This is a genomic window from Nostoc sp. DedQUE08 (assembly GCF_034530895.1).
GTDB lineage: Bacteria > Cyanobacteriota > Cyanobacteriia > Cyanobacteriales > Nostocaceae > Nostoc.
Genome location: NZ_JAVRCD010000056.1, coordinates 33841 through 54732, shown reverse-complemented (window position 1 = coordinate 54732; position 20892 = coordinate 33841). Strand labels below are relative to the sequence as shown.

Below are 20892 nucleotides of genomic sequence, written 5' to 3'. Positions count from 1 at the left end.
TCGGGCGGTCGTTGATTGAATTCGGGCGATCGTTTGTTGAATTCGGGCGATCGTTGATTGAATTCGGGCGATCGTTTGTTGAATTCGGGCGATCGTTTGTTGAATTCAAGCAGTGGTTAGGGTGGGGTAAAGATACAATTTAACTTCCACGCTGTCTTGCTTGTGCCTGTTAGCTCAAATGCTATGGATCTTCAGGAAAAACCCATTTTGGCGGTTCCATCATTTTTTTTTGCAGACGTTCTTGTGCCAACTCCAGCATTTTCTCTAAGGGAGTCTCTTCAATAAATTTTGCGGCTGACTCTCTAAACTCGGTATTAGGGCATTTATCCCCTAAAACACACCCATTAACACAGGCTACAGCGCAGTTAATCTTTTGCTCCACAGTACATTCCTCTCTCTAAAAGTTATAAGTTATAAGTTGTGAGTCATGATTTTCATCTCTAACTCTTCACTGTTAACTCTTTACTATCAGGCATGACCTACAGGTAAATTTTACCTTGCCAGTTGGTATCTCATTAGTCTAAATACTCACTATTTAGAAAGTTATGAGTTATGAGTGAAAGTTATGAGTTATGAAGTTATGAGTTATGAGTTATGAGTTATGATTTTTACTCCTAACTCCTCACTCCTCACTCCTCACTTTTATAAAGGGCGCTCATGTCAGAACTGTTTGCTACTACTGGAACTATAGCCGCGATCGCCACTGCTGTTGTCCCCCAACAGGGTAGTGTTGGGATTGTGCGGGTATCCGGTTCTCAAGCAATGGCAATCGCCCGAAGTCTCTTTCATACACCAGGGCGACAAGTTTGGGAAAGTCACCGGATTCTCTATGGTTACATTCGCCATCCCCAGACGCGACAAATAGTGGATGAAGCCCTATTGTTGATGATGAAAGCACCCCGTTCTTACACCCGTGAAGATGTAGCGGAATTCCATTGCCACGGGGGAATTATGGCAGTGCAGCAGGTGTTGCAACTGTGTTTAGAAAATGGCGCTAGACTAGCGCAACCTGGAGAATTTACTCTCCGCGCCTTTTTGAATGGACGATTAGATTTAACTCAAGCCGAAGGTATTGCTGATTTAGTCGGAGCTAAATCGCCTCAAGCTGCTCAAAGTGCTTTAGCTGGTTTACAAGGAAAATTAGCTCATCCGATTCGGCAGTTACGCGCTAACTGTTTAGATATTTTGGCAGAAATCGAAGCTCGGATTGATTTTGAGGAAGACTTACCTCCGTTGGATGATAAAGCAATAATATCAGCAATCGATAAAATTGCCGCAGAAATAACTAGGTTATTGCAAACCAAAGATCGAGGTGAGTTGCTACGCACTGGTTTAAAAGTGGCAATTGTCGGGCGTCCGAATGTGGGTAAGTCGAGTTTATTGAACGCTTGGAGCCGGAGCGATCGCGCCATTGTGACTGATTTACCAGGTACAACCCGCGATGTTGTTGAATCTCAGTTAGTTGTTGGCGGAATTCCCGTACAAGTGCTAGATACAGCAGGGATTCGGGAAACAACAGACCAAGTGGAAAAAATTGGCGTCGAGCGATCGCGTCGTGCTGCCAATGCAGCTGATTTAGTCTTGCTTACCATCGATGCTTCCGCAGGTTGGACAGAAGGCGATGAAGAAATTTATCAAGAGGTACAACATCGTCCGTTGATTATAATAATTAACAAAATCGATTTATTGCAAGAAAGCGAAAGAACAACTCTTCAATCTAAAATCTCAAACCCAAAATCCAAAATTGTCACAGCCGCAGCCCAAAATCAAGGTATTGAAGCTTTAGAAACAGCAATTTTAAAAATAGTTCAATCTGGAAAAGTGCAAGCTGCTGATATGGATTTAGCCATTAACCAAAGGCAGGCAGCAGCCTTAACTCAAGCTAAAATGTCTTTAGAACAGGTGCAAGCGACAATTACCCAGCAGTTACCTCTGGATTTTTGGACAATTGACTTACGAGGTGCGATTCAAGCTTTAGGAGAAATCACTGGAGAAGAAGTAACAGAATCCGTTTTAGAGAGGATTTTTAGTAGATTTTGTATTGGTAAATAAACTATAAAAATTTTTGTTGAATTTTACTGTTCTTTTACTCAAACTTCGATTGATAACTAAATGTACATCTCAATTCGTCAAGCAACCATACAAGATACGGCGATCGTTTCGGATGTGCTATTAGAAGCAGCTTTGTGGCTCCAGCAGAGTGGTAGACCTCTGTGGCATGAGAGTGAGATTTCGCCAAAAAGTATCTCTAAAGATGTTGCTAACGGCTTGTTTTTTATTGCTGAGTGGGCAGGTGAACCAGCCGGTACAATCAAGTTTCAACTAGAAGATTTACTTTTCTGGCCTGACATTTCTCAGGAAGATTCAGCATTTGTACATCGTCTTGCAGTTCGACGGCATTACTCCGGCGGTAAAGTCTCTTCAGCACTTCTAGCTTGGGCTGTTGAACAAGCACAAAAACTTGGCAGACATTATTTACGTCTAGATTGCGACGCTTCACGTCCACGCCTCAGAGCAGTATATGAACGTTTTGGTTTCCGTCATCACAGCGACAAACAAGTTGGTGCTTATTTTGTCTCTCGCTACGAATATCAAATACCTCCAATGTATAAAATGCGTAAGTCCTAAAAACAATGTCTGATGAGCTAGCGAGTGCTTCATTCTAAAATCAAAGTAAACCTCTTGTCTAAGTGGTAGAAAAAAGGCTAAATAAGGATTATGACCGTAACTACCTATAAATGGACAATTAAACGTTATCACCTAGCAATAGAGGCAGGTATTTTTGACGACCAGCCCATTGAACTATTGCGCGGCGACCTCATTGTTATGCCCCCAGAACGAGAATCTCACGCTTACTACAACACAGAAGCAGCTGATTATCTTCGCACACTGCTCGGTGAACGGGTAAAAATCCGCGATGCAAAACCCGTTACCTTACCCAACGATTCAGAACCTGCTTCCGATGTTGCGATTGTCAAACCTTTAGGTAAGGTCTATTTAGAACACCATCCTTACCCAGAAGATATCTTTTGGGTAATTGAATTCTCCAAAGCCACTAGTAGCAAAGATTTAGGTGACAAAAAAGACATCTACGCTGAGGCTGGTATTGTTGAATATTGGGTTGTCAACCTGAAGACTCCGCAGTTAAAAGTATTTCGTGACCTAGAAAATGGGGAATACAAGACCGAACTGACACTAACTACAGGTACTATTTCACCCCTAGCCTTTCCTGATGTATCCGTCCGAGTTGAGCGCCTTATAAGTAAGACCTAGTACAGCGTATTATGGAAAGGGCGTAGGAGTTATAAGTTATGAATTATAAATCGATCGCTCATAACTCATAACTTATAACTCATAACTCATTTTCTGTCGCGATCGCTCTTGGCATATTACCAGCAGTTGCCAGTTGCACTGTAAAAGTAGAACCTTCAGATAATTTACTTTTTACAGAAATAGATCCACCACAGCGCAGCAGCAATTGCTGTACTATCGTTAACCCTAACCCAGCACCGCCATTATCTTCGGTTGCTGTTGTACGCACGCGATAAAAGCGATCGAAAATTTTGGGAATTTCGTTTTCCGCAATACCGATACCTGTGTCGCGGAATTCTAATTGGACATAATCGCCTTGATTACGGGCACGCACCCATACTTGACCTCCATTAGGAGTAAACTTAAGACTGTTGTGCAACAGATTAATCACAATTTGCCTTAGCTTACCAGTCACGCACCAAACAGATGGGAGTTCAGTCGGTACGGTGTAGGCTAGCATAATTCCTTTTTCTTGGGCTACAGGTTGGTAAGTACTAACTACTCCAGGTACTATATCTGAGAGACGCACCAACTCCAAAGTCGTCCCGTTAAAATTCTGTTCTAGCTGCACCAGTTCCAAGAAACCAGTAATCAGGGAATTTTGCTGATCGCACTGGGTATTTAACATCTGTAAATAACGTTGTCGTTGCGGGGGTTTCAGATTAGGGGAATTTAATAACGAAAGTGCTGTCTTCATGTGTGTCAAAGGTATACGTAGTTCCTGACAGACATTTTTCAGGTATTCATCTTTGAGTTGCTCTTTGTTGTGCAGTTCTTGATTTTGCTGTTCCAACTTATTAGTACGTACTGTGATGATTTGACGATTAATTTCATCTTGTCGGAGGAGTTGTTTTGCCAACAGTTGATTCATCAGTGCAGGTTGGGGCACGGTTGGACAAATAAAACTAGCAGGTATTGAAGATGATTCTGGTGCAATCGCCTGTTGGATACTATTTAATACTTGCTGAATTACTCTCCCCTCAACAGTAGTTATAATCAGCAATGGCTGGTTTTTATTAGTATTTACCTTCCCCGATGTCTGATTTTTACGTTTTTTAAGTGGTCGATGAGCCAAAATTAAACTGCAAAACTGTGGCGATAACACCATCAGAAAGTTTTCCCGCCGCATTTGGCTATCTGGTGGTAGATGAACGGGGACATAATTAGATGATGGGGATGAAGGAGATGAGGAGATATTTAATCTTCCCTCTTCCTTATCTTCCCCTGCTTCCCTTTTCCTACTCTCGTCAATCTGGCAACTATAAATGAGACTAGACGCACCTACCGAGGATTGATAACGCGCTAATTCTGATTGCCAAATTTTATCTGGTGGTAGCTTCACCCAGAGAGTGGCTGCAATTTGCTGCTCAATGAGTAAGTCAATTTGCGCTCTCACCAGTGATAGCAGAGTAGCAGGACTGAGGGACAATGGTTTCGGAGGCGCTTGCACTCCCATAACCAGTTGATAAACAGACAGATCCTTAGCCAGAGAAACATTCATGAGTCAAGCACAACTTGGATGAAGCAAGAAATAATTCTGTCTTCGATTTTCACCTTTATATGTGCATTTTTTACAAAATCACCACGGAAAAAAACATTAACTATAAAAAACTCTATCCACGAGGGGATGGGGGAGCAGGGGAGCAGGGGAGCAGGGAAGAAATTGCAGTAAGTTTTTCTCCTCTGCCCCTCTGCCTCTCTGCTCCCCTGCCTCTTCCAATGCCCAAATTATTGTACGTTAAGTCTTTGCTGTAAAGCCTCGCGGGCGTGTTCTCGGTCGTCAAAATGGATTTTTTCGGTGCCGAGAATTTGGTAATCTTCGTGACCTTTACCAGCAAGCAATACTCCATCACCGGGTTGTGCTTGTAAAATAGCGGTACGAATTGCGATCGCTCGATCGCAAATTACTCTTGGCTGCACTGTATCAGCTATTCCCGCTAAAATATCTTGCAAAATCCTTTCTGGATCTTCAGTGCGGGGATTATCTGATGTCACCACTGCCACATCAGCTAACTCAGCAGCAATTTTACCCATTTTTGGGCGCTTAGTGCGATCGCGATCGCCTCCACAACCAAATACACAAATCACTTTTCCAGGTATAAACGGACGCGCAGCTTTCAATAAATTTTCTAAGCTATCGGGCGTGTGGGCATAATCCACAATCACGCTAATATCTTGCTCAGTACTAATCTGTACCCGTTCCATCCGTCCGGGAACTCCAGGGAACTCAGGTATCACAGCTGCCACTAACTGTAAATCTAGCCCTAAGTGCAAAACTGCTCCTACGGCTGCTAAAAGATTTTCTAAATTATATTGTCCGACTAGGGGCGATCGAAAAGCCACATCACCTTTTGGTGTATGTAATGTCCCACTAACACCATTTGGCTGGTAACTTAAATCGCTCATCCATAAATCAGCGCTGTTGTCGTTGACGCTGTAACTCCAAACGCGTTCGGAATCTAACGAGGCAATTAACCGCTTCCCGTAGGAATCATCAGCATTAATTATTGCCCGTCCCTTGAGATAATTAGGACTAAACAATAACGCTTTGGCAGCAAAGTAATCTTCCATATCGCTGTGATAATCGAGATGGTCTTGAGTAAGATTACTAAATACCCCTACCTCAAATTCACAACCCAACACTCTACCTTGGGCCAAAGCGTGAGAACTGACTTCCATCACCCCAAACTCACTACCAGCCTTTACAGCTTCTGCTAGCTGCTGTTGCAGTTCCACTGCAAAGGGTGTAGTGTGGGCAGCAGTTTGCTCAAAACCTGCCCAACGAGTGTAGAGAGTTCCCATCAAAGCTGTAGCTAAATTAGCTTTGTTGAGGAGAAATTCAATTAGATGAGTAGTTGTAGTTTTGCCATTTGTACCAGTCACACCTACCAACTTGAGTTTTCGCCCTGGATAACCGTAAAAAGCACTGGCTATCTGCGCACAAGCTTGAGTGATGTTACTTGCACTAATGACCACAGCCTGATTTGTGGGAGGATTTTTTTGTGCAGCTTCGGGAGAAACGATCGCAGCGACAGCCCCTGATGCGATCGCACTTTGCCAAAATTCCCCACCATCAACCCGCGTTCCTGGCATCCCAATAAACAAATCACCCACACGACAAGCATGGGAATTCGTCTTTAAACCCCTAACTTCCACATCCTCTAAAGTTGGATAACTAGGCAATTGCTCAACACTGTCTACCGCTGTTAGTAATTCCCGCAATTTCATTTTGTGAACCTCGTCACATTCTTGATCTTGCGCTTATTCTGCATTATTTTTTTCTAATTGGCTAAATATTTACGCAACATTTGCTCCAATTGCTGCACGTTAGCACGAGGAGAAGGACGCGGCAATGGTTTCTCACTTCCCTCTGCGCCCTCTGCGCCTCTGCGGTTCGATAAATAAAGCACCGGCACTTCATACTGATACGCAGCAAACCAATCTTCACGAGTTGTAATATCCCTAACTTCCAACTCGAAACTGAGATTTTGGATTTGTTCTAGCTTTTCTTGCAAGCCTTCACATAAATGACAGCCGGGTTTACTGTATAAAATTAGTCGCATTCTTGATATGAGTTGGCGCAAGAAGTTATAAGTTTAGAATAACGTAGACGCTTCTCCTGTCGGAGACGCTACGCGAACGGCTTGTCGCAGCCACAGCAGAGGGCACGAAGTAGAAGGATGAAAGCTCATTGATTCATGAAAGTAGTCTAATGACCAAATTCTGTGACAATGATTAACAACCAACCAGAATACTGTATTTAAGCTACTCATGAGCCAAAGTTCTCAAAACAGCCCTTTAACAGGCAAACCTGTTCAATCATATTTCCAGTGGTTATACGCCTTCTGGAAATTCTCTCGCCCTCACACAATTATTGGTACAAGTCTGAGTGTTTTGGGTTTATATTTAATTGCCATTGCCATCAGTAGAGACCCGATTAATCATATCTCTACAGACGCGATGAATCGCGTCTCTACAAACGCGATGAATCTTGTCTCTACGTATTCTGTATTCCCTGTCTTTGGTGCATGGATTGGTTGTCTGTGTGGCAATGTTTATATTGTCGGGCTGAATCAATTAGAAGATGTAGAAATTGATAAGATTAATAAGCCTCATTTACCCTTAGCGTCTGGTGAGTTTTCTCAGCAAACTGGGCAATTAATTGTTGCTTCTACTGGGATTTTGGCGCTGGTTGTGGCGTGGCTAACTGGCCCGTTTTTATTGGGTATGGTAGCAATTAGTTTGGCCATTGGTACTGCTTATTCTTTACCGCCAATTCGCTTAAAACAGTTTCCGATTTGGGCGGCGCTGTGTATTTTTTCGGTGCGCGGTACGATTGTTAACTTAGGGCTATATCTGCATTACAGTTGGGCGTTGCAACAAAGCCAAACAATTCCGCCTGTGGTATGGGTGCTGACGTTATTTATTTTGGTGTTTACCTTTGCGATCGCTATCTTTAAAGATATCCCCGATATGGAAGGCGATCGCCTCTACAATATTACTACTTTCACTATCAAACTTGGCCCTCAAGCTGTGTTCAATCTATCTCTTTGGGTAATAACTGCCTGTTATCTGGGAATAATTCTGGTTGGGGTGCTACACGTCGCCTCAGTTAACGCTATATTCCTGGTAGTTACTCATTTGGGGCTGTTGGCTTGGCTGTGGTTACGGAGTTTGACGGTAGACTTACAAGAGAAAAGTGCGATCGCTCAATTCTACCAATTTATCTGGAAACTCTTTTTTATGGAATATCTGATTTTTCCTATCGCCTGTCTTTTGGCTTAGACAATGCTAGAAACCTTTCCTACTAGTTCGATTCTCGCTGCTGTTGTAGTTGTTCTGAGTCTGTCAATCCTTGGCTATTTCGCTTGGAAAACTTTGATTACCTCAGATTTGTTTCAAAAAGGTATCAATCTTGCCCAAGCAAAAGATTACCAAGGTGCAGAAGCAGCTTTTCGCAAAGTGATTTCCATCAACTCTACAAATGACGTAGTGCGCTTGTTTTTGGGAGATGTTTTAAACCAGCAAGGACAAGTAGAAGAAGCAACAGAATTATTTCGGGAAGTAATTCGCCGCAGTCCGAAAAATCCTGATGCTTACTTGCGGCTGGCAAATATTCTCATGCAGCAAGAGCGAGAAGAAGAAGCTAAAACTAACCTGCAACAAGCTAAAGATTTATTACAAAAACAGCGCCAACCTGAAAAAGCTAAAAAAATCACTCAACTATTAGATAAAATGAGTGCTAAGTCAAGCGAATCTTAACTTTAATGAGAGTTGCAGAGATTAAATTTTCCTGTTGTGTCTCCTAATTTTTGCCATTCCCATCATTATGGTGAGAATGGTTTTTATTTGGTAATTTACTATTGTATACCATAATTATGTCTGCAACTTCCGCAAGTTTGACCGCTCTCTTCACAGCCCTTACAATTGCGATCGGATGCGCCACAAGCTTCATAGCTACAATTAATTCATTTAGGCTTTATAAGAAAAAATATTGTGAATTTTAAATTATATCATGTCTGCTTGATTGCTTATTAAACCCGAAGAACCCCACCCCGCCAAAGCTGTGCTTTGTCTCCCCTCCCCGCTTTTCGGGAGGGGTTGGGGGTGGGGTTCTTTTATTATGGGTAATTTGGCGGACATGATATTATTTATGTTTGCAAAACAGTGATGATACTAACAGCCTTTTTGTTTTGTAAAGACATATTGTAGTTTATTTAAGCAGTACAGAAATTAGACACACTGTATCACTAATATTTTAGTACTAAAATATTATTAAGCAAGGGTAGAAATTTAGTAGTAGATTGTTTAGATTAAAGAATCCAGTTTTTATGTCAAATATAATATCAGAATTGTGGACTAACTTTTTGACATCAGAATCATTTATTCCACATGGACACTGCTATCTATGGCAAACGAATTTAGTTTGGTTACACATATTATCTGACGCATTCATTGCACTAGCTTATTACTCGATTCCAGCTACACTCTTCTACTTTGTCCGCAAGCGACAAGACTTGCCCTTTGATTGGATTTTTCTACTATTTAGTGGATTTATCGTAGCTTGTGGCACTACTCATTTAATGGAGATTTGGACACTTTGGCATCCAATCTATTGGGTGTCGGGGTTTCTCAAAGCAGTAACTGCCACAATATCTGTAATTACCGCGTTAAAGCTTGTACCTTTAGTTCCTCAAGCATTGGCACTTCCTAGCCCTACTCAATTAGAACAAGCAAATCAAGAACTTCAAACACAAATAAGCGAACGCTTATGGGTAGAAGAGGAACTGCGAAAATACCAGAATCATCTCGAAGAAATGGTTGCTGTTCGCACCAATGAAATTACTCAGACTAACGAGCAATTACAACAAGAAATTCTTGAACGTCAACGCATCTTAGAAATTCTCCGGCAAAGCGAAGAACGTTACCGTTACTTGGCTGAGGCAATTCCTCAACTTGTTTGGACAACTAAACCTAACGGTGAATGCGATTATTTTAATCAAAATTGGTGCGAATACACTGGGCTAACGTTAGAACAATCTTTGGGTTCTGGTTGGTTGGCTGCATTGCATCCAGATGATGTTCAAAGAGCTGATAAAGTGTGGTCTGATGCTGTCAAAAATAGCACTATATATAACAATGAGTATCGCTTTAAACGAGCTGCTGATGGCTCTTATCGTTGGCAGCTAGCGCGAGGTTTACCACTTAAAGATGAGCAAGGTTTTGTAGTCAAGTGGTTTGGAACCTGTACGGATATCCACGAACAAAAACAAATACTTGAAGAACGAGCGCACCTACTGGAATTAGAACAAGTAGCACGAGCGAAAGCAGAAACAGCCAATCGAATTAAAGATGAATTTTTAGCCGTCCTCTCTCACGAACTACGCACTCCACTCAACGCAATTCTCGGCTGGTCAAAGTTGTTGCAAACCCGCAGATTAGACCAAACAAAGACATCTGAAGCCCTAGCCACAATCGAGCGAAATGCTACCTTACAAGTTCAACTCATTGAGGACTTGCTGGATATTTCCAAAATTTTACAAGGCAAACTGACGCTAAATATCACGAAGATTAATCTCAAGTCCACGGTATTGTCGGCACTACAGACAATGCAGTTAGCAGCAGAAACAAAGTTGATTGAGGTAAATACAGTATTTGAACCAGGTGTGGGACAAATTATGGGCGACTCGACTCGTTTGCAGCAAGTCGTCTGGAATCTCGTTTCTAACGCAATCAAATTTACACCCAGAGGAGGAAAGGTAGAAGTGCGACTCCAGGAAACTGATGGCTATGCTCAAATAATTGTTAGCGATACGGGTAAGGGAATTAGCGCTGACTTTTTGCCATTTGTGTTTGATTACTTTCGCCAAGCAGATAGCACCTCTACGAGAAATTTTGGTGGATTAGGACTGGGATTAGCAATTGTGCGTAATATCATCGAAATGCATGGCGGCATCGTCAAAGCAGATAGCCACGGTGAGGGTAAAGGGGCAATATTTACTGTTAGCTTACCGCTTCTGCCAAATGAAAGTCCAAAGCTGACGGATGGACAAAATTATCCTGCATTTTTAGCTACTAACTCCTTACCTCTGCATGACATCAGGATTTTAGTTGTCGATGATGATACTGATTCACGAGATTTTGTTGCTTTTGTATTAGAGCAAGATGGGGCTTTTGTGATGACAGTATCTTCAGCAGAAGAAGCATTACAAGCCTTAGCAGAGTTCAAGCCAGATGTGTTGGTAAGCGATATTAGTATGCCCGATATGGATGGCTATATGTTAATACATGAAGTGAGAACTCGGATACCAGAACAAGGTGGACAAATTCCAGCAATTGCCTTGACTGCCTTTGCGAGAAACGATGACCACGAAAAAGCTCTAAAAGCTGGATTTCAGATGCATTTATCCAAACCTCTTAACCCAGAAAAATTAATTGCAGCGATTGTTAAATTGATGGAAACAAAAGTGTCAGCAATTACCTAAAAACGACTTTTTACTTTTAAGAAAGCACTATCTATAGTGGGGTAAGGGTTAAAGGGTAAAGGTATGAAATTTCCCCTTACTTTTTGACATGCACCCCAATATCTTGCAAAAGTAACTTTTGCAAGATGTCTATTGTGTACAAATAGCCATTTATATGAGATTACACTTGTATCAAGTTAGCTTAATCACTTATAATTCCAGCTATAACCTCGCCAAAGCTACGCTTTTGCTCTCCTAACAGCAAGTCAGGAAGGGCTAAGATAGGGTTTTTTGACGATCGCAATTAACCAAACTCGATATTAGATGTAAACCAAGCAGGTAAGGTAAGAAAAATGCTGAAAAACAAGAATCTACTGGTAGCAGCTATTATCTGCTTGTGTTTGAGTAATGGGAATACTGCCTTTGGTCAAAATGTTGGCGTTATTTTAGCAAAAATTCAAAATACTCAGTCCGCAGTTATTCGGAACAAAAACGCAGTTGCTAACTTCGAGCAAGGAAGCAATCTCTATAAACAGGGAGATTTAAAAGGAGCAGAGGCGGCTTTTCGGAAGGCAATTGAACTAGAACCCAATTTTGCACAAGCTTATATTGCCTTGGGAAATACTCTCGACGATCGCGGTAAACCACAAGAAGCGATCGCTCAATACAATAAAGCCATTAGTCTCGATCCTCAAGACTCTAGAGCATATTTTAATTTAGGTTTGACTTTAGCAAGACTGAATCAATTAGAACCTGCGATCGCCCAATACAAAAAAGCCATCAGCCTTGAACCCAAGTATGCTGAAGCTCACTATAACTTAGGAAACGCTTTCTACGCTCAAGGCAAGCTAAAAGAAGCAGTTACCGAATATACAGCAGCTATTCGCCTCAAACCAGACTATGCGCCGACTTACACCCGTTTAGGAAATGCTCTCTACGATCGAGGTGAGCTAGCAGAAGCAGTTACCCAGTATAAAAAATCTATTAGCTTCGATCCTAACTATGCAGACGCTCACTATTACTTAGGAAACGCCTTGTACGCTCAAGGAAAGCCAGCAGAAGCAATCGCCAACTATACCGAAGCCATTCGCCTCGCTCCGAAAAATCCAGCAGGTTATAATGCCTTGGGAAATACTCTATACGCTCAAGGCAAACTAGAAGAAGCGATCGCACATTACCAAAAAGCCATCAGCTTCGCTCCCAACTATGCAGACGCTCATTATAATTTAGCAAGTGCTTTTTACGCTCAAGGCAAGCTCACAGAAGCAATCGCTGGCTATACCGAAGCGATTCGTCTCGATCCCAAACACGCACAAGCTTACACAGGTTTGGGAAATGCGATGGACGATCGAGGTAAACCTCAAGAAGCGATTGCACATTACAAAAAAGCCATTAGCCTCGTCCCCAACGATGCATTCACTTACTATAATTTGGGAATCACTTTAGGAAGACAACAACAGTCAAAAGAAGCGATCGTTAATCTCAAAAAAGCCAGAGAATTATTCCAAGCTGAGAAAAACAAGGAGATGATTGAGCAAGTCGATCGGCTAATCGAAAAAATTAATACGCAAACGGATTGAATAAAGGGATTGGGGACTGGGGACTGGGGACTAGGAAAGAAGCAGGGAAGAAGAACTATTAACAAATGACAAATGACAAATGAAAGGGGTAAAGTCTACCTCGTAGGTGCTGGGCTTGGAGATGCAGCATACCTGACAGTAAAAGCTTACAATCTCTTAGCTACTGCTCAAGTATTAGTCTACGATGCTTTAGTAGATGCTCAATTATTGCAGTGCGTCCCAGATGATTGCCTGAAGTTAGACGTTGGTAAACGCGGTGGCAAACCCAGTACAAGCCAAGCCCAGATTAACAAGTTACTGGTAAAACACTGTCTGCAAGGAAAACAAGTTATACGGCTCAAATCAGGCGATCCTTTAATTTTTGGGCGTTGCACCTCCGAAATAGAAGCGTTGAAAGCATCCGGTTGTGACTTTGAATTAGTACCAGGAATTTCCTCAGCCCTTGCAGCACCTTTACTGGCAGGAATTCCCCTGACAGATCCGGTGTTAAGCCGCACTTTTGCAGTGCTTACAGCTCACGAACCAGAGGTTTTAGACTGGGAAGCACTGTCACGCTTAGAGACACTGGTAATTTTAATGGGAGGGCGACATCTACGAGAGATTGTAGATCGACTGGTGCAGCATGGGCGATCGCACATAACACCCATTGCCATCATCCGTTGGGCAGGAACTCCCGAACAACAAATTTGGACGGCGCAACTGGGCAATATTCTAGAACAAACCGCCGGATTATCCCTTTCTCCGGCGGTAATTGTGATTGGCGAAGTTGTTGGGCTACGCAAGTACTTACAACCTGAGAAAATAGATTGTCAGGTTTCTACTACAGGCAAAACTTTTAGCCCCCCTGCTATGTCAAGCAATTTCTCCCTATCTCCCCTTACTGGTAAAATGATCTTGGTAACACGCTCAATTGGGCAATCGAGTCAATTTAGCGATCGCCTCATTGCATCAGGTGCAACAGTCATCGAAATGCCTACCTTAGAAATCGGCCCCCCCTCCAGTTGGGAAGCTTTGGATAATGCGATCGCTCATTTATCTGACTTCGACTGGTTAATTCTTACTTCTACCAATTGCATAGACTACTTTTTTGAAAGGCTAACTACCCAAGGTAAAGATAGCCGTGCCTTAGCTGGCATTAAAATTGCCGTCGTTGGTGAGAAAACAGCCCAAAGTCTCAAACAACGCTCTCTGCAAGCAGATTTTATTCCCCCCAACTTTATTGCCGATTCTTTAGTGGAAAATTTCCCAGATCGATTAGATGGTAAAAAGGTGTTATTTCCCAGAGTTGAAAGCGGCGGCAGAGAAGTTTTAGTTAAGGAATTAACTCTCAAGGGAGCAAAGGTGATAGAAGTTGCGGCATATCAATCTTGTTGTCCTAGTAGTATTCCACCTGCGGCAAAGTTAGCTCTCCAAAACCGCAAGGTAGATGCAATCACCTTTGCCAGTTCTAAAACTGTACAATTTTTCTGTCAACTTACTAATAGTATATTTGCCAACAACTCCGATCCTAGCCAATTATTAGAGGGAGTTTGTATTGCCTCTATCGGCCCCCAAACCTCTAAAACTTGCCATGATTTATTCGGACGCGTGGATGTAGAAGCCGAAGAATACACTTTAGATGGTTTAACCCAAGCACTGATCGCATGGGCGACAAATTCTTAGATGAGGGAGCAGGGGAGAAATAAATTCAAAATTCAAAATTCAAAATTCAAAATTAAAACATTTTAGAACTTCTGCCTACTCTGCCTCTTGTGTCCCATGCCCAATGACAAATGACAAATGACAAAACGCATAATCGGCTTAACTGGTGGTATCGCCACAGGCAAAACCACTGTCACCAATTATTTGGCTAGCACTTATAACCTGCCGATTTTGGATGCAGATATTTATGCTAGAGAGGCAGTATCTTTAGGTTCGCCTATTTTGGGTGCGATCGCTCAACGTTATGGCGAACAAATTTTACTACCAGATGGCAGCCTCAACCGCCAAAAGCTAGGCGAAATTATCTTTAATCGTCAAGATGAACGCAAGTGGATAGACAATTTGATTCATCCTGATGTGCGCGATCGCTTTCTCAAAGCAATTGCTCAGTCTTCCTCACAAATACTGGTGTTAGTAGTGCCTCTATTATTTGAAGCTGGGATGACTGATTTGGTAACAGAAATCTGGGTAGTGCGTTGTTCTCAAGAGCAACAACTACAAAGATTGATACAACGAAACCATTTAAATACAGAACAAGCACGAGCCAGGATTAACAGCCAATTATCCATCGAAGAAAAAGTGGCTCATGCAGATGTCGTTTTAGATAACTCTTCTACCCTAGAAATACTACTGAAGCAGATAGATGTAGCTCTAGCTACGACAAGTAGTAACTAAATTATATTTTTATTAAAATATATACATATATGACATTTTCAAGACATAAAAAGCTTATTAATTAATACTAGATAGTTAAGCAAAAAACTTATATCTCACCAGATATTGTCCTACAGTTAGGTGATTTTACAGTTGAATATGCGATTAATAGTACTGTAAATTTAAAAGAATGACTTTTAAATAAATTATAAGTTCTATTTTTTAAATGTTTTTAAGTGCCTTCTCTTCAATCATAACAGGTATGAACTTAAGTTTTAGTTTTTTAAATAAATTAGCTTTGGTTATCTCGCCAGTAACAGAATTAAAACAAAAGAATAAAATCCATGATTACAGACAACAAGTTTGTGGAGGCGACTACATATTTGAGCGCTTCAATGAAGGAACAATCGGGTACATGACTGGAGTAGGGAAAAGCGTTAAAGCTTGCGATCGCATTATTTTACGAGAAGGTTGTGAATCTTATCAATATCAAGTTGAAGAAATTGATTATTACTCCGCTCCATCTGATATGTGGATAGCTTTACTCAAGCAAATACCGAATGACTAAATATTGTTAGCGAAAGCTTTAAATTGCGTGAGGGATTATTTGCACAATAGTACAGCTGTGAAAGAAGATGAGCGGCATTTGTGCGATGGGCTAGGCCCCGCCGTACGCGATCGCATTTCCAGAATCCTCCTTAAATTTAGCAGATGAGGCGATACTCACTAACAAATATCGCTTACTTAGAGCAATTAGCACCCAAATTCTTCTCTAAGCCTGCGCCTTAAATCTCCAGAGATAGGTAGCCAGTTAATTTCTTGGCAGATATTGTTACGAGTTTCCCCATTTTGTAAGCGTTGTCTATAGATGGCTATTAACAACGCCTCTAGACCAAACTTAGATAACATATCAGCTGCCAATCCTATTATTCCCAGCAGAACTATACCACCTATCATCCCTCCTGGCCCCAACATTGCTAAAGCTGCTGTAATAGCAGCAGCACCAGTAAGACCTGTAGTAGCCATCGTAATTATAAGTACAATTGCAGGCAAACCTATTCCAGCTGCTTTCCTTACAAATTCATCCATACTATATCCTCTAATAAATACTGATATAACAGACTCATTGGGTTTCAAGTTTAGTGTTCCCCGAAATTTGTACGGCTCAACATCAAATAACAATTGTTTTATAGCGCAGTGATTTGAGGTTGGTTATGGGGAAATATTATAACAGTACAATTTCTAGCAGTTATAACTGTAATTATTCACCAGTATGCTTGTATTCTTTATCCACAGTGTCAACACTCAGAATTCTAGATATGCTGACGTAATCATAAAAAAAATACACAACAAACTAGCAATTCCTGCAAAGTTTTACTCAAGTTTTTGGGGGAACTTATTCAACAATAAAAAACATCAAACTATTAGATGTATTGAGAAGGATTTTTCTAGATTTTGTGAACATCATAAAGAATATAAAGGTTCGTATGATGATATTTACAGATACAGAAAACGAAGAAATGAGATAATCAGTAATTTTTTAGGTGATTTTTTAATCTATCAAAATCCTGATCGCGGTAAAGCAATACGTAAAGCTATCGTTGAACAACTGAGTCAGTTCTTAAATGACCACTCAAATCAACAAGAAATTCATTTGATTGCTCATTCTCTAGGTAGTTTAATAGCCATAGATAAAGCTGTACATCTTGGTAGCATTGAGTGAAGTACCCGTCACCAAGGGAGCGAGGGCGATGTACGCAACCGTCACACAACCACTGACTTTTGAAGAATTTCTTGCCTGGGACGATGGTTCAGGCAGAGAGTTTGAGCTATTGGATGGGATTCCTGTGCCATTATCAGAACCAAATGCAAATCATGAGGATTTGATCGAGCGACTGTGTGCTTACTTAGAAAATCACTGCCAAGAAAATGACCTGCCTTACGTGTCGCGCCAGTCCAAGCAGGTTCGGCTCAAAACAGCACCAGGCGAAAAGGAAAAAAGCCGGAAAGCAGATATTGTCATATTTGCAAGAGTTGAATGGCAGAGGATGAAAACTAGCTCTAGTTCTGCTGCTGCATATATTCCACCACCCGGAGTCATTGAGGTCGTTAGCAACAACTGGAAGGACGACTATCTGACAAAACTTGCTGAATATGAGGACTTGGGCGTTTTTGAGTACATCATTGTGGACTATGCTGCTTTTGGTGGCATTCGGTTCATTGGCTCTCCCAAACAGCCAACCATTACAATCTACCAACTTGAAAATGGAGAGTATTTACCCCCAAAGGTGTTTCGAGGGCAGGATCGAATTGATTTTAGATTGTTTCCGAACATTCCCTTAACGGCTGAACAGATTTTTGCAATGAGTCGCTGATTAGCAACGAAGAAATTTATTTTAGTCGTCTTCTCGCCACAATCACCCAACGGTAATCAAATGTGACGTAGCTGGCTGCATTATTCTACACAAGTTGTAGATTGAGCGATCGCACCCCAAAAAATCCTTACATAATGAAATATACGACATTAGTCTATGCATTAATACTGATTAATAACACGAAAGACCGACTGACTTAAGGTAACAAAGACACTTTAAGAGCGATCGCTACGATCGCAGCATCAAGCTACTTAGTATAGAAAAATACTTATTGTCAGATTGAAAGTAAATTTTTTTATTTTACCTAAAAATCTAAGTAAACATACTAATACACTGTGAGATAAATTTGCTTACCTTTAACAAGGGACTTGAGTAGGGGAAATTCATTAATTGCCCTTACTTGTCTGCTTGCTTAATTGAGATGGTAGCTGGATTTGCGCCGCACTCTATTAGGCTGTGATTGGTTTATTATTCTCAGCTTAATTTCGGTCTGATCATGATCAAAAACATTACTCTAGATCCTCTAGTAACTGATATTCGGTGTGAAGAAATTTGTCAGATTTTGGGAGAAACTTACAACCAGGAACACTGGAACGATTGGCGCTGGCAAATGCGGCATCGGTTGACTAAGCTAGAACACTTTCAGAAGTTATTAAGGCTTAGTGCTACCGAAGAACAGGGACTTTTAATTGCACCAGAGAAGTTTGCTGTAGCCGTAACTCCATACTTTGCATCGCTACTCGATCCAGAAGATCCCCTTTGTCCACTACGGTTACAAGTGATACCACGGCAAGAAGAACTAATAGTTAGTCCAGCAGACATGGTAGATCCATGCGGTGAGGATGGCGACACTCCAGTACCAGGACTCGTACACCGCTACCCCGATCGGGTGTTGCTGCTTGCCCTAGACAGCTGCGCTGCTTATTGTCGTTACTGCACCCGTTCTCGTTTGGTGAGCCAAGGTGAGATGTACCCAGTAACGCGGCGGTTGGATGCGATCGCCGCTTACCTAGAGGAACACACCGAGATCCGTGATGTGCTAATTTCCGGTGGCGATCCTCTATTGATGGCTGATGAACCTTTAGACAATTTGCTGAGGCGGCTGCGTGCCATTAAGCATATTGAATTTATCCGCATTGGTTCCCGCGTGCCAAGTTTTTTACCGCAGCGAATTACACCAGAACTGGTTGCCTTGCTACGTAAACATCGTGTGTGGCTATCTTTGCACTTTTGTCATGTGCAGGAACTTACCCCAGAAGTCGCACAAGCTTGCGATCGCCTCGCTGATGGCGGCATTCCTCTAGGCAGTCAAACCGTGCTGTTAAAAGGTGTGAATGATTCTGAAAAAGCCCTGAAGAATCTGTTTCACGGTCTTCTGAAGCTGCGTGTGCGACCTTATTATCTTTATCAATGCGACCCTGTTGTTGGGACTGCACATCTGCGAACGAGCGTGCAAACTGGGCTTGATTTAATTTCTAAATTACGCGGTCATACTACTGGCTACGCTGTACCAACTTATGTAATTGATGCCCCTGGTGGCGGTGGCAAAGTCCCAATTCAAGCCGAAACTCTAGTTGCTTATGAGAATGGTACAGCTACAGTGCAAAATTGGGCAGGTAAGACGTACACCTATGTAGATCCAGTAAAGTAGGTTTAACCCTACATATAAGTTGCTTGCCATCATCAAAAAGGGTCAGTTGGAATAGGTTCTGTTGAGTTCTTGGCAAACCAAAAAACTAAGTAATTGCAGGAGATTAGTTGGAATGTTGATTGTTGGTAATACAAACCTAAAAGGTCGAGGTGTCTTCGCACAGAAGCACTTTTTGAAAGGAGAACTCATTGAGAGAGTGCCAGTTGTTGTTATACCCGCAGAACAGGTTGAATTCCTAGATCAAACAATTTTGGGCAACTATTACTACGATTGGGAAGATCAAGCTGCGGCGATCGCTCTAGGTTTATCTTCCTCGATCAACCATTCCTACAATCCCAATGTTTATTATGTGAAAAAATTCGCTGACCGAGAGTTGGATCTGATTGCCTACCGAGATATAGAAGTGGGAGAAGAAATTACTGCTAACTACAATGGTTCTCCTGATGATAAATCTCCTATATGGTTTGATGTTGTTGATGAGATATTTTCACTTAATTAAGGATTTAGTAATCGAAATTCTTTAATTAAGATATTTGATTTGTACGTTAAAGCGAACAGAGAAAGCTTTCTCACTGGGAATTATCGGGCTATGGGGTTATTCATTGGTCTGTGTTATGACCTGAAGGCAGATTACCTTCAGGCTGGTTTCAATGCCTCTGAGGTGATGGAGTTCGACGATGAAGAAACCATCATCGGGCTGGAAACTGCACTATTGCAGTTAGGTCATCAGGTTGAACGTGTCGGTAATGGTAGAAAACTTGCTCTGCGTTTGGCAAAAGGCGATCGCTGGGATCTGGTTTTCAATATTGCTGAGGGTTTAAAGGGTCGTTCTCGCGAAGCTCAAGTCCCGGCAATCTGCGAATTATTTGCTCAAGCTTACACCTTTTCCGATCCGCTTACCTGCGCCCTGACGTTAGACAAGGCACTAACTAAGAGAGTAGTGCGCGATCGCGGTTTGCCGACAGCTCCCTTTGAGGTCGCGAATACTACCGCAGAAGCAGCAGCTGTGTCGTTGCCAATGCCACTTTTCCTTAAGCCTATGGCGGAAGGCAGTTCTAAAGGGGTAACTGGGCGTTCTCTTGTTAAAGAACGCGAGGAGCTAGTCAATACTTATCAAGTGTTACACGAACTTTTTGGGCAACCAATACTCGTGGAAACCTTTCTTCCTGGTAGAGAAGTAACAGTAGGCATTATTGGCAACGGTAGCAACTCACGGGTAGTAGGTGTGATGGAAGTAATTTTTACAGGTCAAGTGGAAGCTTTCGCCTACACCACCCTCAATAAAGATGAGTATTTGGAACGGGTATCTTATCGTTTGCTCATAGATCCCGAACCACTGGCAGCACAGGCAAGGCAACTAGCGCTGGATGCTTACCATACTCTTGGTTGCCGTGATGCTGCCCGTGTGGATCTACGCTGCGATCCTAGTGGTGTGTTGCAGTTTATGGAGGTTAACCCATTGCCAGGGCTACATCATATCCGCTCAGACTTACCAATGATCGGACGTTTGGGTGGTATGACATATACAGAAATCATTGCTGAAATAGTCGAGTCTGCATGGCAAAGATATAAATGCTGAAAAATAGGCAGTGGGGCAGGCTGACAGGTGCAACAAACCTATATATGTCAGCGACTTCCCCCTCCCCTCTGCCTTT

General features: G+C 42.0%; 20 protein-coding genes. 15 read left to right on the top strand and 5 right to left on the bottom strand.

Features of this window, described 5'->3' with window-relative positions:
* Positions 1 to 181: 181 nt before the first annotated feature.
* On the bottom strand, positions 182 to 382 hold the full coding sequence (locus RMY64_RS28650; RefSeq protein ID WP_322673224.1) for a hypothetical protein: 201 nt from the start codon (positions 380 to 382) through the stop codon (positions 182 to 184).
* Positions 383 to 657: 275 nt separating this feature from the next.
* Between RMY64_RS28650 and mnmE the strand changes: the two genes are divergently transcribed.
* From mnmE to RMY64_RS28635, 3 genes are all read left to right on the top strand, one after another.
* Positions 658 to 2052, top strand: coding sequence for a tRNA uridine-5-carboxymethylaminomethyl(34) synthesis GTPase MnmE (mnmE, locus tag RMY64_RS28645; RefSeq protein ID WP_322701772.1), 1395 nt, complete (start codon positions 658 to 660; stop codon positions 2050 to 2052).
* A 60-nt stretch (positions 2053 to 2112) separates the two neighbouring features.
* A complete protein-coding gene (locus RMY64_RS28640; protein ID WP_322701771.1) occupies positions 2113 to 2628 on the top strand; it encodes a GNAT family N-acetyltransferase in 516 nt (171 codons plus the stop codon).
* A gap of 90 nt (positions 2629 to 2718) precedes the next feature.
* Positions 2719 to 3273, top strand: coding sequence for a Uma2 family endonuclease (locus tag RMY64_RS28635; RefSeq protein ID WP_322701770.1), 555 nt, complete (start codon positions 2719 to 2721; stop codon positions 3271 to 3273).
* Positions 3274 to 3352: 79 nt separating this feature from the next.
* Here RMY64_RS28635 and RMY64_RS28630 read toward each other — a convergent pair whose 3' ends face one another.
* The 3 genes from RMY64_RS28630 to RMY64_RS28620 all read right to left on the bottom strand — a co-directional run bounded on the left by RMY64_RS28630 (position 3353) and on the right by RMY64_RS28620 (position 6875).
* A complete protein-coding gene (locus RMY64_RS28630) occupies positions 3353 to 4813 on the bottom strand; it encodes a DICT sensory domain-containing protein (RefSeq protein ID WP_322701769.1) in 1461 nt (486 codons plus the stop codon).
* A gap of 227 nt (positions 4814 to 5040) precedes the next feature.
* Positions 5041 to 6540: a UDP-N-acetylmuramoyl-L-alanyl-D-glutamate--2,6-diaminopimelate ligase gene (locus RMY64_RS28625; protein ID WP_322674785.1), complete on the bottom strand. Its 1500-nt coding sequence runs from the start codon at positions 6538 to 6540 to the stop codon at positions 5041 to 5043.
* A 53-nt stretch (positions 6541 to 6593) separates the two neighbouring features.
* Positions 6594 to 6875: a glutaredoxin family protein gene (locus RMY64_RS28620; protein WP_322674786.1), complete on the bottom strand. Its 282-nt coding sequence runs from the start codon at positions 6873 to 6875 to the stop codon at positions 6594 to 6596.
* A 208-nt stretch (positions 6876 to 7083) separates the two neighbouring features.
* Here RMY64_RS28620 and RMY64_RS28615 point away from each other — a divergent pair, with 208 nt between their 5' ends.
* From RMY64_RS28615 to RMY64_RS28585, 7 genes are all read left to right on the top strand, one after another.
* Entirely contained in the window at positions 7084 to 8097 is a 1014-nt protein-coding gene (locus RMY64_RS28615) for a homogentisate phytyltransferase (protein WP_322674787.1), read from the top strand.
* Between the two features lie 3 nt (positions 8098 to 8100).
* On the top strand, positions 8101 to 8574 hold the full coding sequence (locus RMY64_RS28610; RefSeq protein WP_322674788.1) for a tetratricopeptide repeat protein: 474 nt from the start codon (positions 8101 to 8103) through the stop codon (positions 8572 to 8574).
* A gap of 569 nt (positions 8575 to 9143) precedes the next feature.
* Positions 9144 to 11297, top strand: coding sequence for an ATP-binding protein (locus RMY64_RS28605; protein ID WP_322701768.1), 2154 nt, complete (start codon positions 9144 to 9146; stop codon positions 11295 to 11297).
* Positions 11298 to 11629: 332 nt separating this feature from the next.
* On the top strand, positions 11630 to 12856 hold the full coding sequence (locus tag RMY64_RS28600) for a tetratricopeptide repeat protein (RefSeq protein ID WP_322674789.1): 1227 nt from the start codon (positions 11630 to 11632) through the stop codon (positions 12854 to 12856).
* A 72-nt stretch (positions 12857 to 12928) separates the two neighbouring features.
* Positions 12929 to 14518 (top strand): uroporphyrinogen-III C-methyltransferase, encoded by a 1590-nt coding sequence (gene cobA / locus RMY64_RS28595; RefSeq protein WP_322674790.1) that lies wholly within the window; start codon positions 12929 to 12931, stop codon positions 14516 to 14518.
* Between the two features lie 117 nt (positions 14519 to 14635).
* Positions 14636 to 15232 carry a dephospho-CoA kinase gene (coaE, locus tag RMY64_RS28590; protein ID WP_322674791.1) on the top strand — a complete coding sequence of 199 codons (597 nt, stop codon included), beginning with the start codon at positions 14636 to 14638 and terminating at the stop codon, positions 15230 to 15232.
* Positions 15233 to 15473: 241 nt separating this feature from the next.
* Complete coding sequence (locus RMY64_RS28585; RefSeq protein WP_322674792.1) at positions 15474 to 15779, top strand: hypothetical protein; 306 nt, start codon at positions 15474 to 15476, stop codon at positions 15777 to 15779.
* Positions 15780 to 15964: 185 nt separating this feature from the next.
* Here the strand turns inward: RMY64_RS28585 and RMY64_RS28580 are convergent, their stop codons facing one another.
* On the bottom strand, positions 15965 to 16300 hold the full coding sequence (locus tag RMY64_RS28580) for a hypothetical protein (RefSeq protein ID WP_292733993.1): 336 nt from the start codon (positions 16298 to 16300) through the stop codon (positions 15965 to 15967).
* A gap of 184 nt (positions 16301 to 16484) precedes the next feature.
* Between RMY64_RS28580 and RMY64_RS28575 the strand changes: the two genes are divergently transcribed.
* From RMY64_RS28575 to RMY64_RS28555, 5 genes are all read left to right on the top strand, one after another.
* Positions 16485 to 16934 carry a hypothetical protein gene (locus RMY64_RS28575; RefSeq protein WP_322674793.1) on the top strand — a complete coding sequence of 150 codons (450 nt, stop codon included), beginning with the start codon at positions 16485 to 16487 and terminating at the stop codon, positions 16932 to 16934.
* Complete coding sequence (locus RMY64_RS28570) at positions 16918 to 17586, top strand: Uma2 family endonuclease (protein ID WP_322701767.1); 669 nt, start codon at positions 16918 to 16920, stop codon at positions 17584 to 17586. The genes RMY64_RS28575 and RMY64_RS28570 overlap by 17 nt, the downstream gene beginning before the upstream one ends.
* A 496-nt stretch (positions 17587 to 18082) precedes the next feature.
* Positions 18083 to 19237, top strand: coding sequence for a KamA family radical SAM protein (locus RMY64_RS28565; protein WP_322701766.1), 1155 nt, complete (start codon positions 18083 to 18085; stop codon positions 19235 to 19237).
* 112 nt (positions 19238 to 19349) lie between these two features.
* On the top strand, positions 19350 to 19736 hold the full coding sequence (locus tag RMY64_RS28560; protein ID WP_322701765.1) for an SET domain-containing protein: 387 nt from the start codon (positions 19350 to 19352) through the stop codon (positions 19734 to 19736).
* Between the two features lie 90 nt (positions 19737 to 19826).
* Positions 19827 to 20816, top strand: coding sequence for a D-alanine--D-alanine ligase (locus RMY64_RS28555; protein WP_322701764.1), 990 nt, complete (start codon positions 19827 to 19829; stop codon positions 20814 to 20816).
* The last annotated feature ends 76 nt before the right edge of the window (positions 20817 to 20892 follow it).

Excerpts from the sequence above, each read along its gene's own strand:
- RMY64_RS28610 (WP_322674788.1), top strand. The coding sequence starts at position 8,101 with ATGCTAGAAACCTTTCCTACTAGTTCGATTCTCGCTGCTGTTGTAGTT.
- cobA (WP_322674790.1), top strand. The coding sequence starts at position 12,929 with ATGACAAATGAAAGGGGTAAAGTCTACCTCGTAGGTGCTGGGCTTGGA.
- RMY64_RS28565 (WP_322701766.1), top strand. The coding sequence starts at position 18,083 with ATGATCAAAAACATTACTCTAGATCCTCTAGTAACTGATATTCGGTGT.
- RMY64_RS28635 (WP_322701770.1), top strand. The coding sequence starts at position 2,719 with ATGACCGTAACTACCTATAAATGGACAATTAAACGTTATCACCTAGCA.
- RMY64_RS28605 (WP_322701768.1), top strand. The coding sequence starts at position 9,144 with ATGTCAAATATAATATCAGAATTGTGGACTAACTTTTTGACATCAGAA.
- mnmE (WP_322701772.1), top strand. The coding sequence starts at position 658 with ATGTCAGAACTGTTTGCTACTACTGGAACTATAGCCGCGATCGCCACT.
- RMY64_RS28630 (WP_322701769.1), bottom strand. The coding sequence starts at position 4,813 with ATGAATGTTTCTCTGGCTAAGGATCTGTCTGTTTATCAACTGGTTATG.
- RMY64_RS28625 (WP_322674785.1), bottom strand. The coding sequence starts at position 6,540 with ATGAAATTGCGGGAATTACTAACAGCGGTAGACAGTGTTGAGCAATTG.
- RMY64_RS28600 (WP_322674789.1), top strand. The coding sequence starts at position 11,630 with ATGCTGAAAAACAAGAATCTACTGGTAGCAGCTATTATCTGCTTGTGT.
- RMY64_RS28580 (WP_292733993.1), bottom strand. The coding sequence starts at position 16,300 with ATGGATGAATTTGTAAGGAAAGCAGCTGGAATAGGTTTGCCTGCAATT.
- RMY64_RS28575 (WP_322674793.1), top strand. The coding sequence starts at position 16,485 with ATGCTTGTATTCTTTATCCACAGTGTCAACACTCAGAATTCTAGATAT.
- coaE (WP_322674791.1), top strand. The coding sequence starts at position 14,636 with ATGACAAAACGCATAATCGGCTTAACTGGTGGTATCGCCACAGGCAAA.
- RMY64_RS28620 (WP_322674786.1), bottom strand. The coding sequence starts at position 6,875 with ATGCGACTAATTTTATACAGTAAACCCGGCTGTCATTTATGTGAAGGC.
- RMY64_RS28585 (WP_322674792.1), top strand. The coding sequence starts at position 15,474 with ATGAACTTAAGTTTTAGTTTTTTAAATAAATTAGCTTTGGTTATCTCG.
- RMY64_RS28640 (WP_322701771.1), top strand. The coding sequence starts at position 2,113 with ATGTACATCTCAATTCGTCAAGCAACCATACAAGATACGGCGATCGTT.
- RMY64_RS28560 (WP_322701765.1), top strand. The coding sequence starts at position 19,350 with ATGTTGATTGTTGGTAATACAAACCTAAAAGGTCGAGGTGTCTTCGCA.
- RMY64_RS28615 (WP_322674787.1), top strand. The coding sequence starts at position 7,084 with ATGAGCCAAAGTTCTCAAAACAGCCCTTTAACAGGCAAACCTGTTCAA.
- RMY64_RS28555 (WP_322701764.1), top strand. The coding sequence starts at position 19,827 with ATGGGGTTATTCATTGGTCTGTGTTATGACCTGAAGGCAGATTACCTT.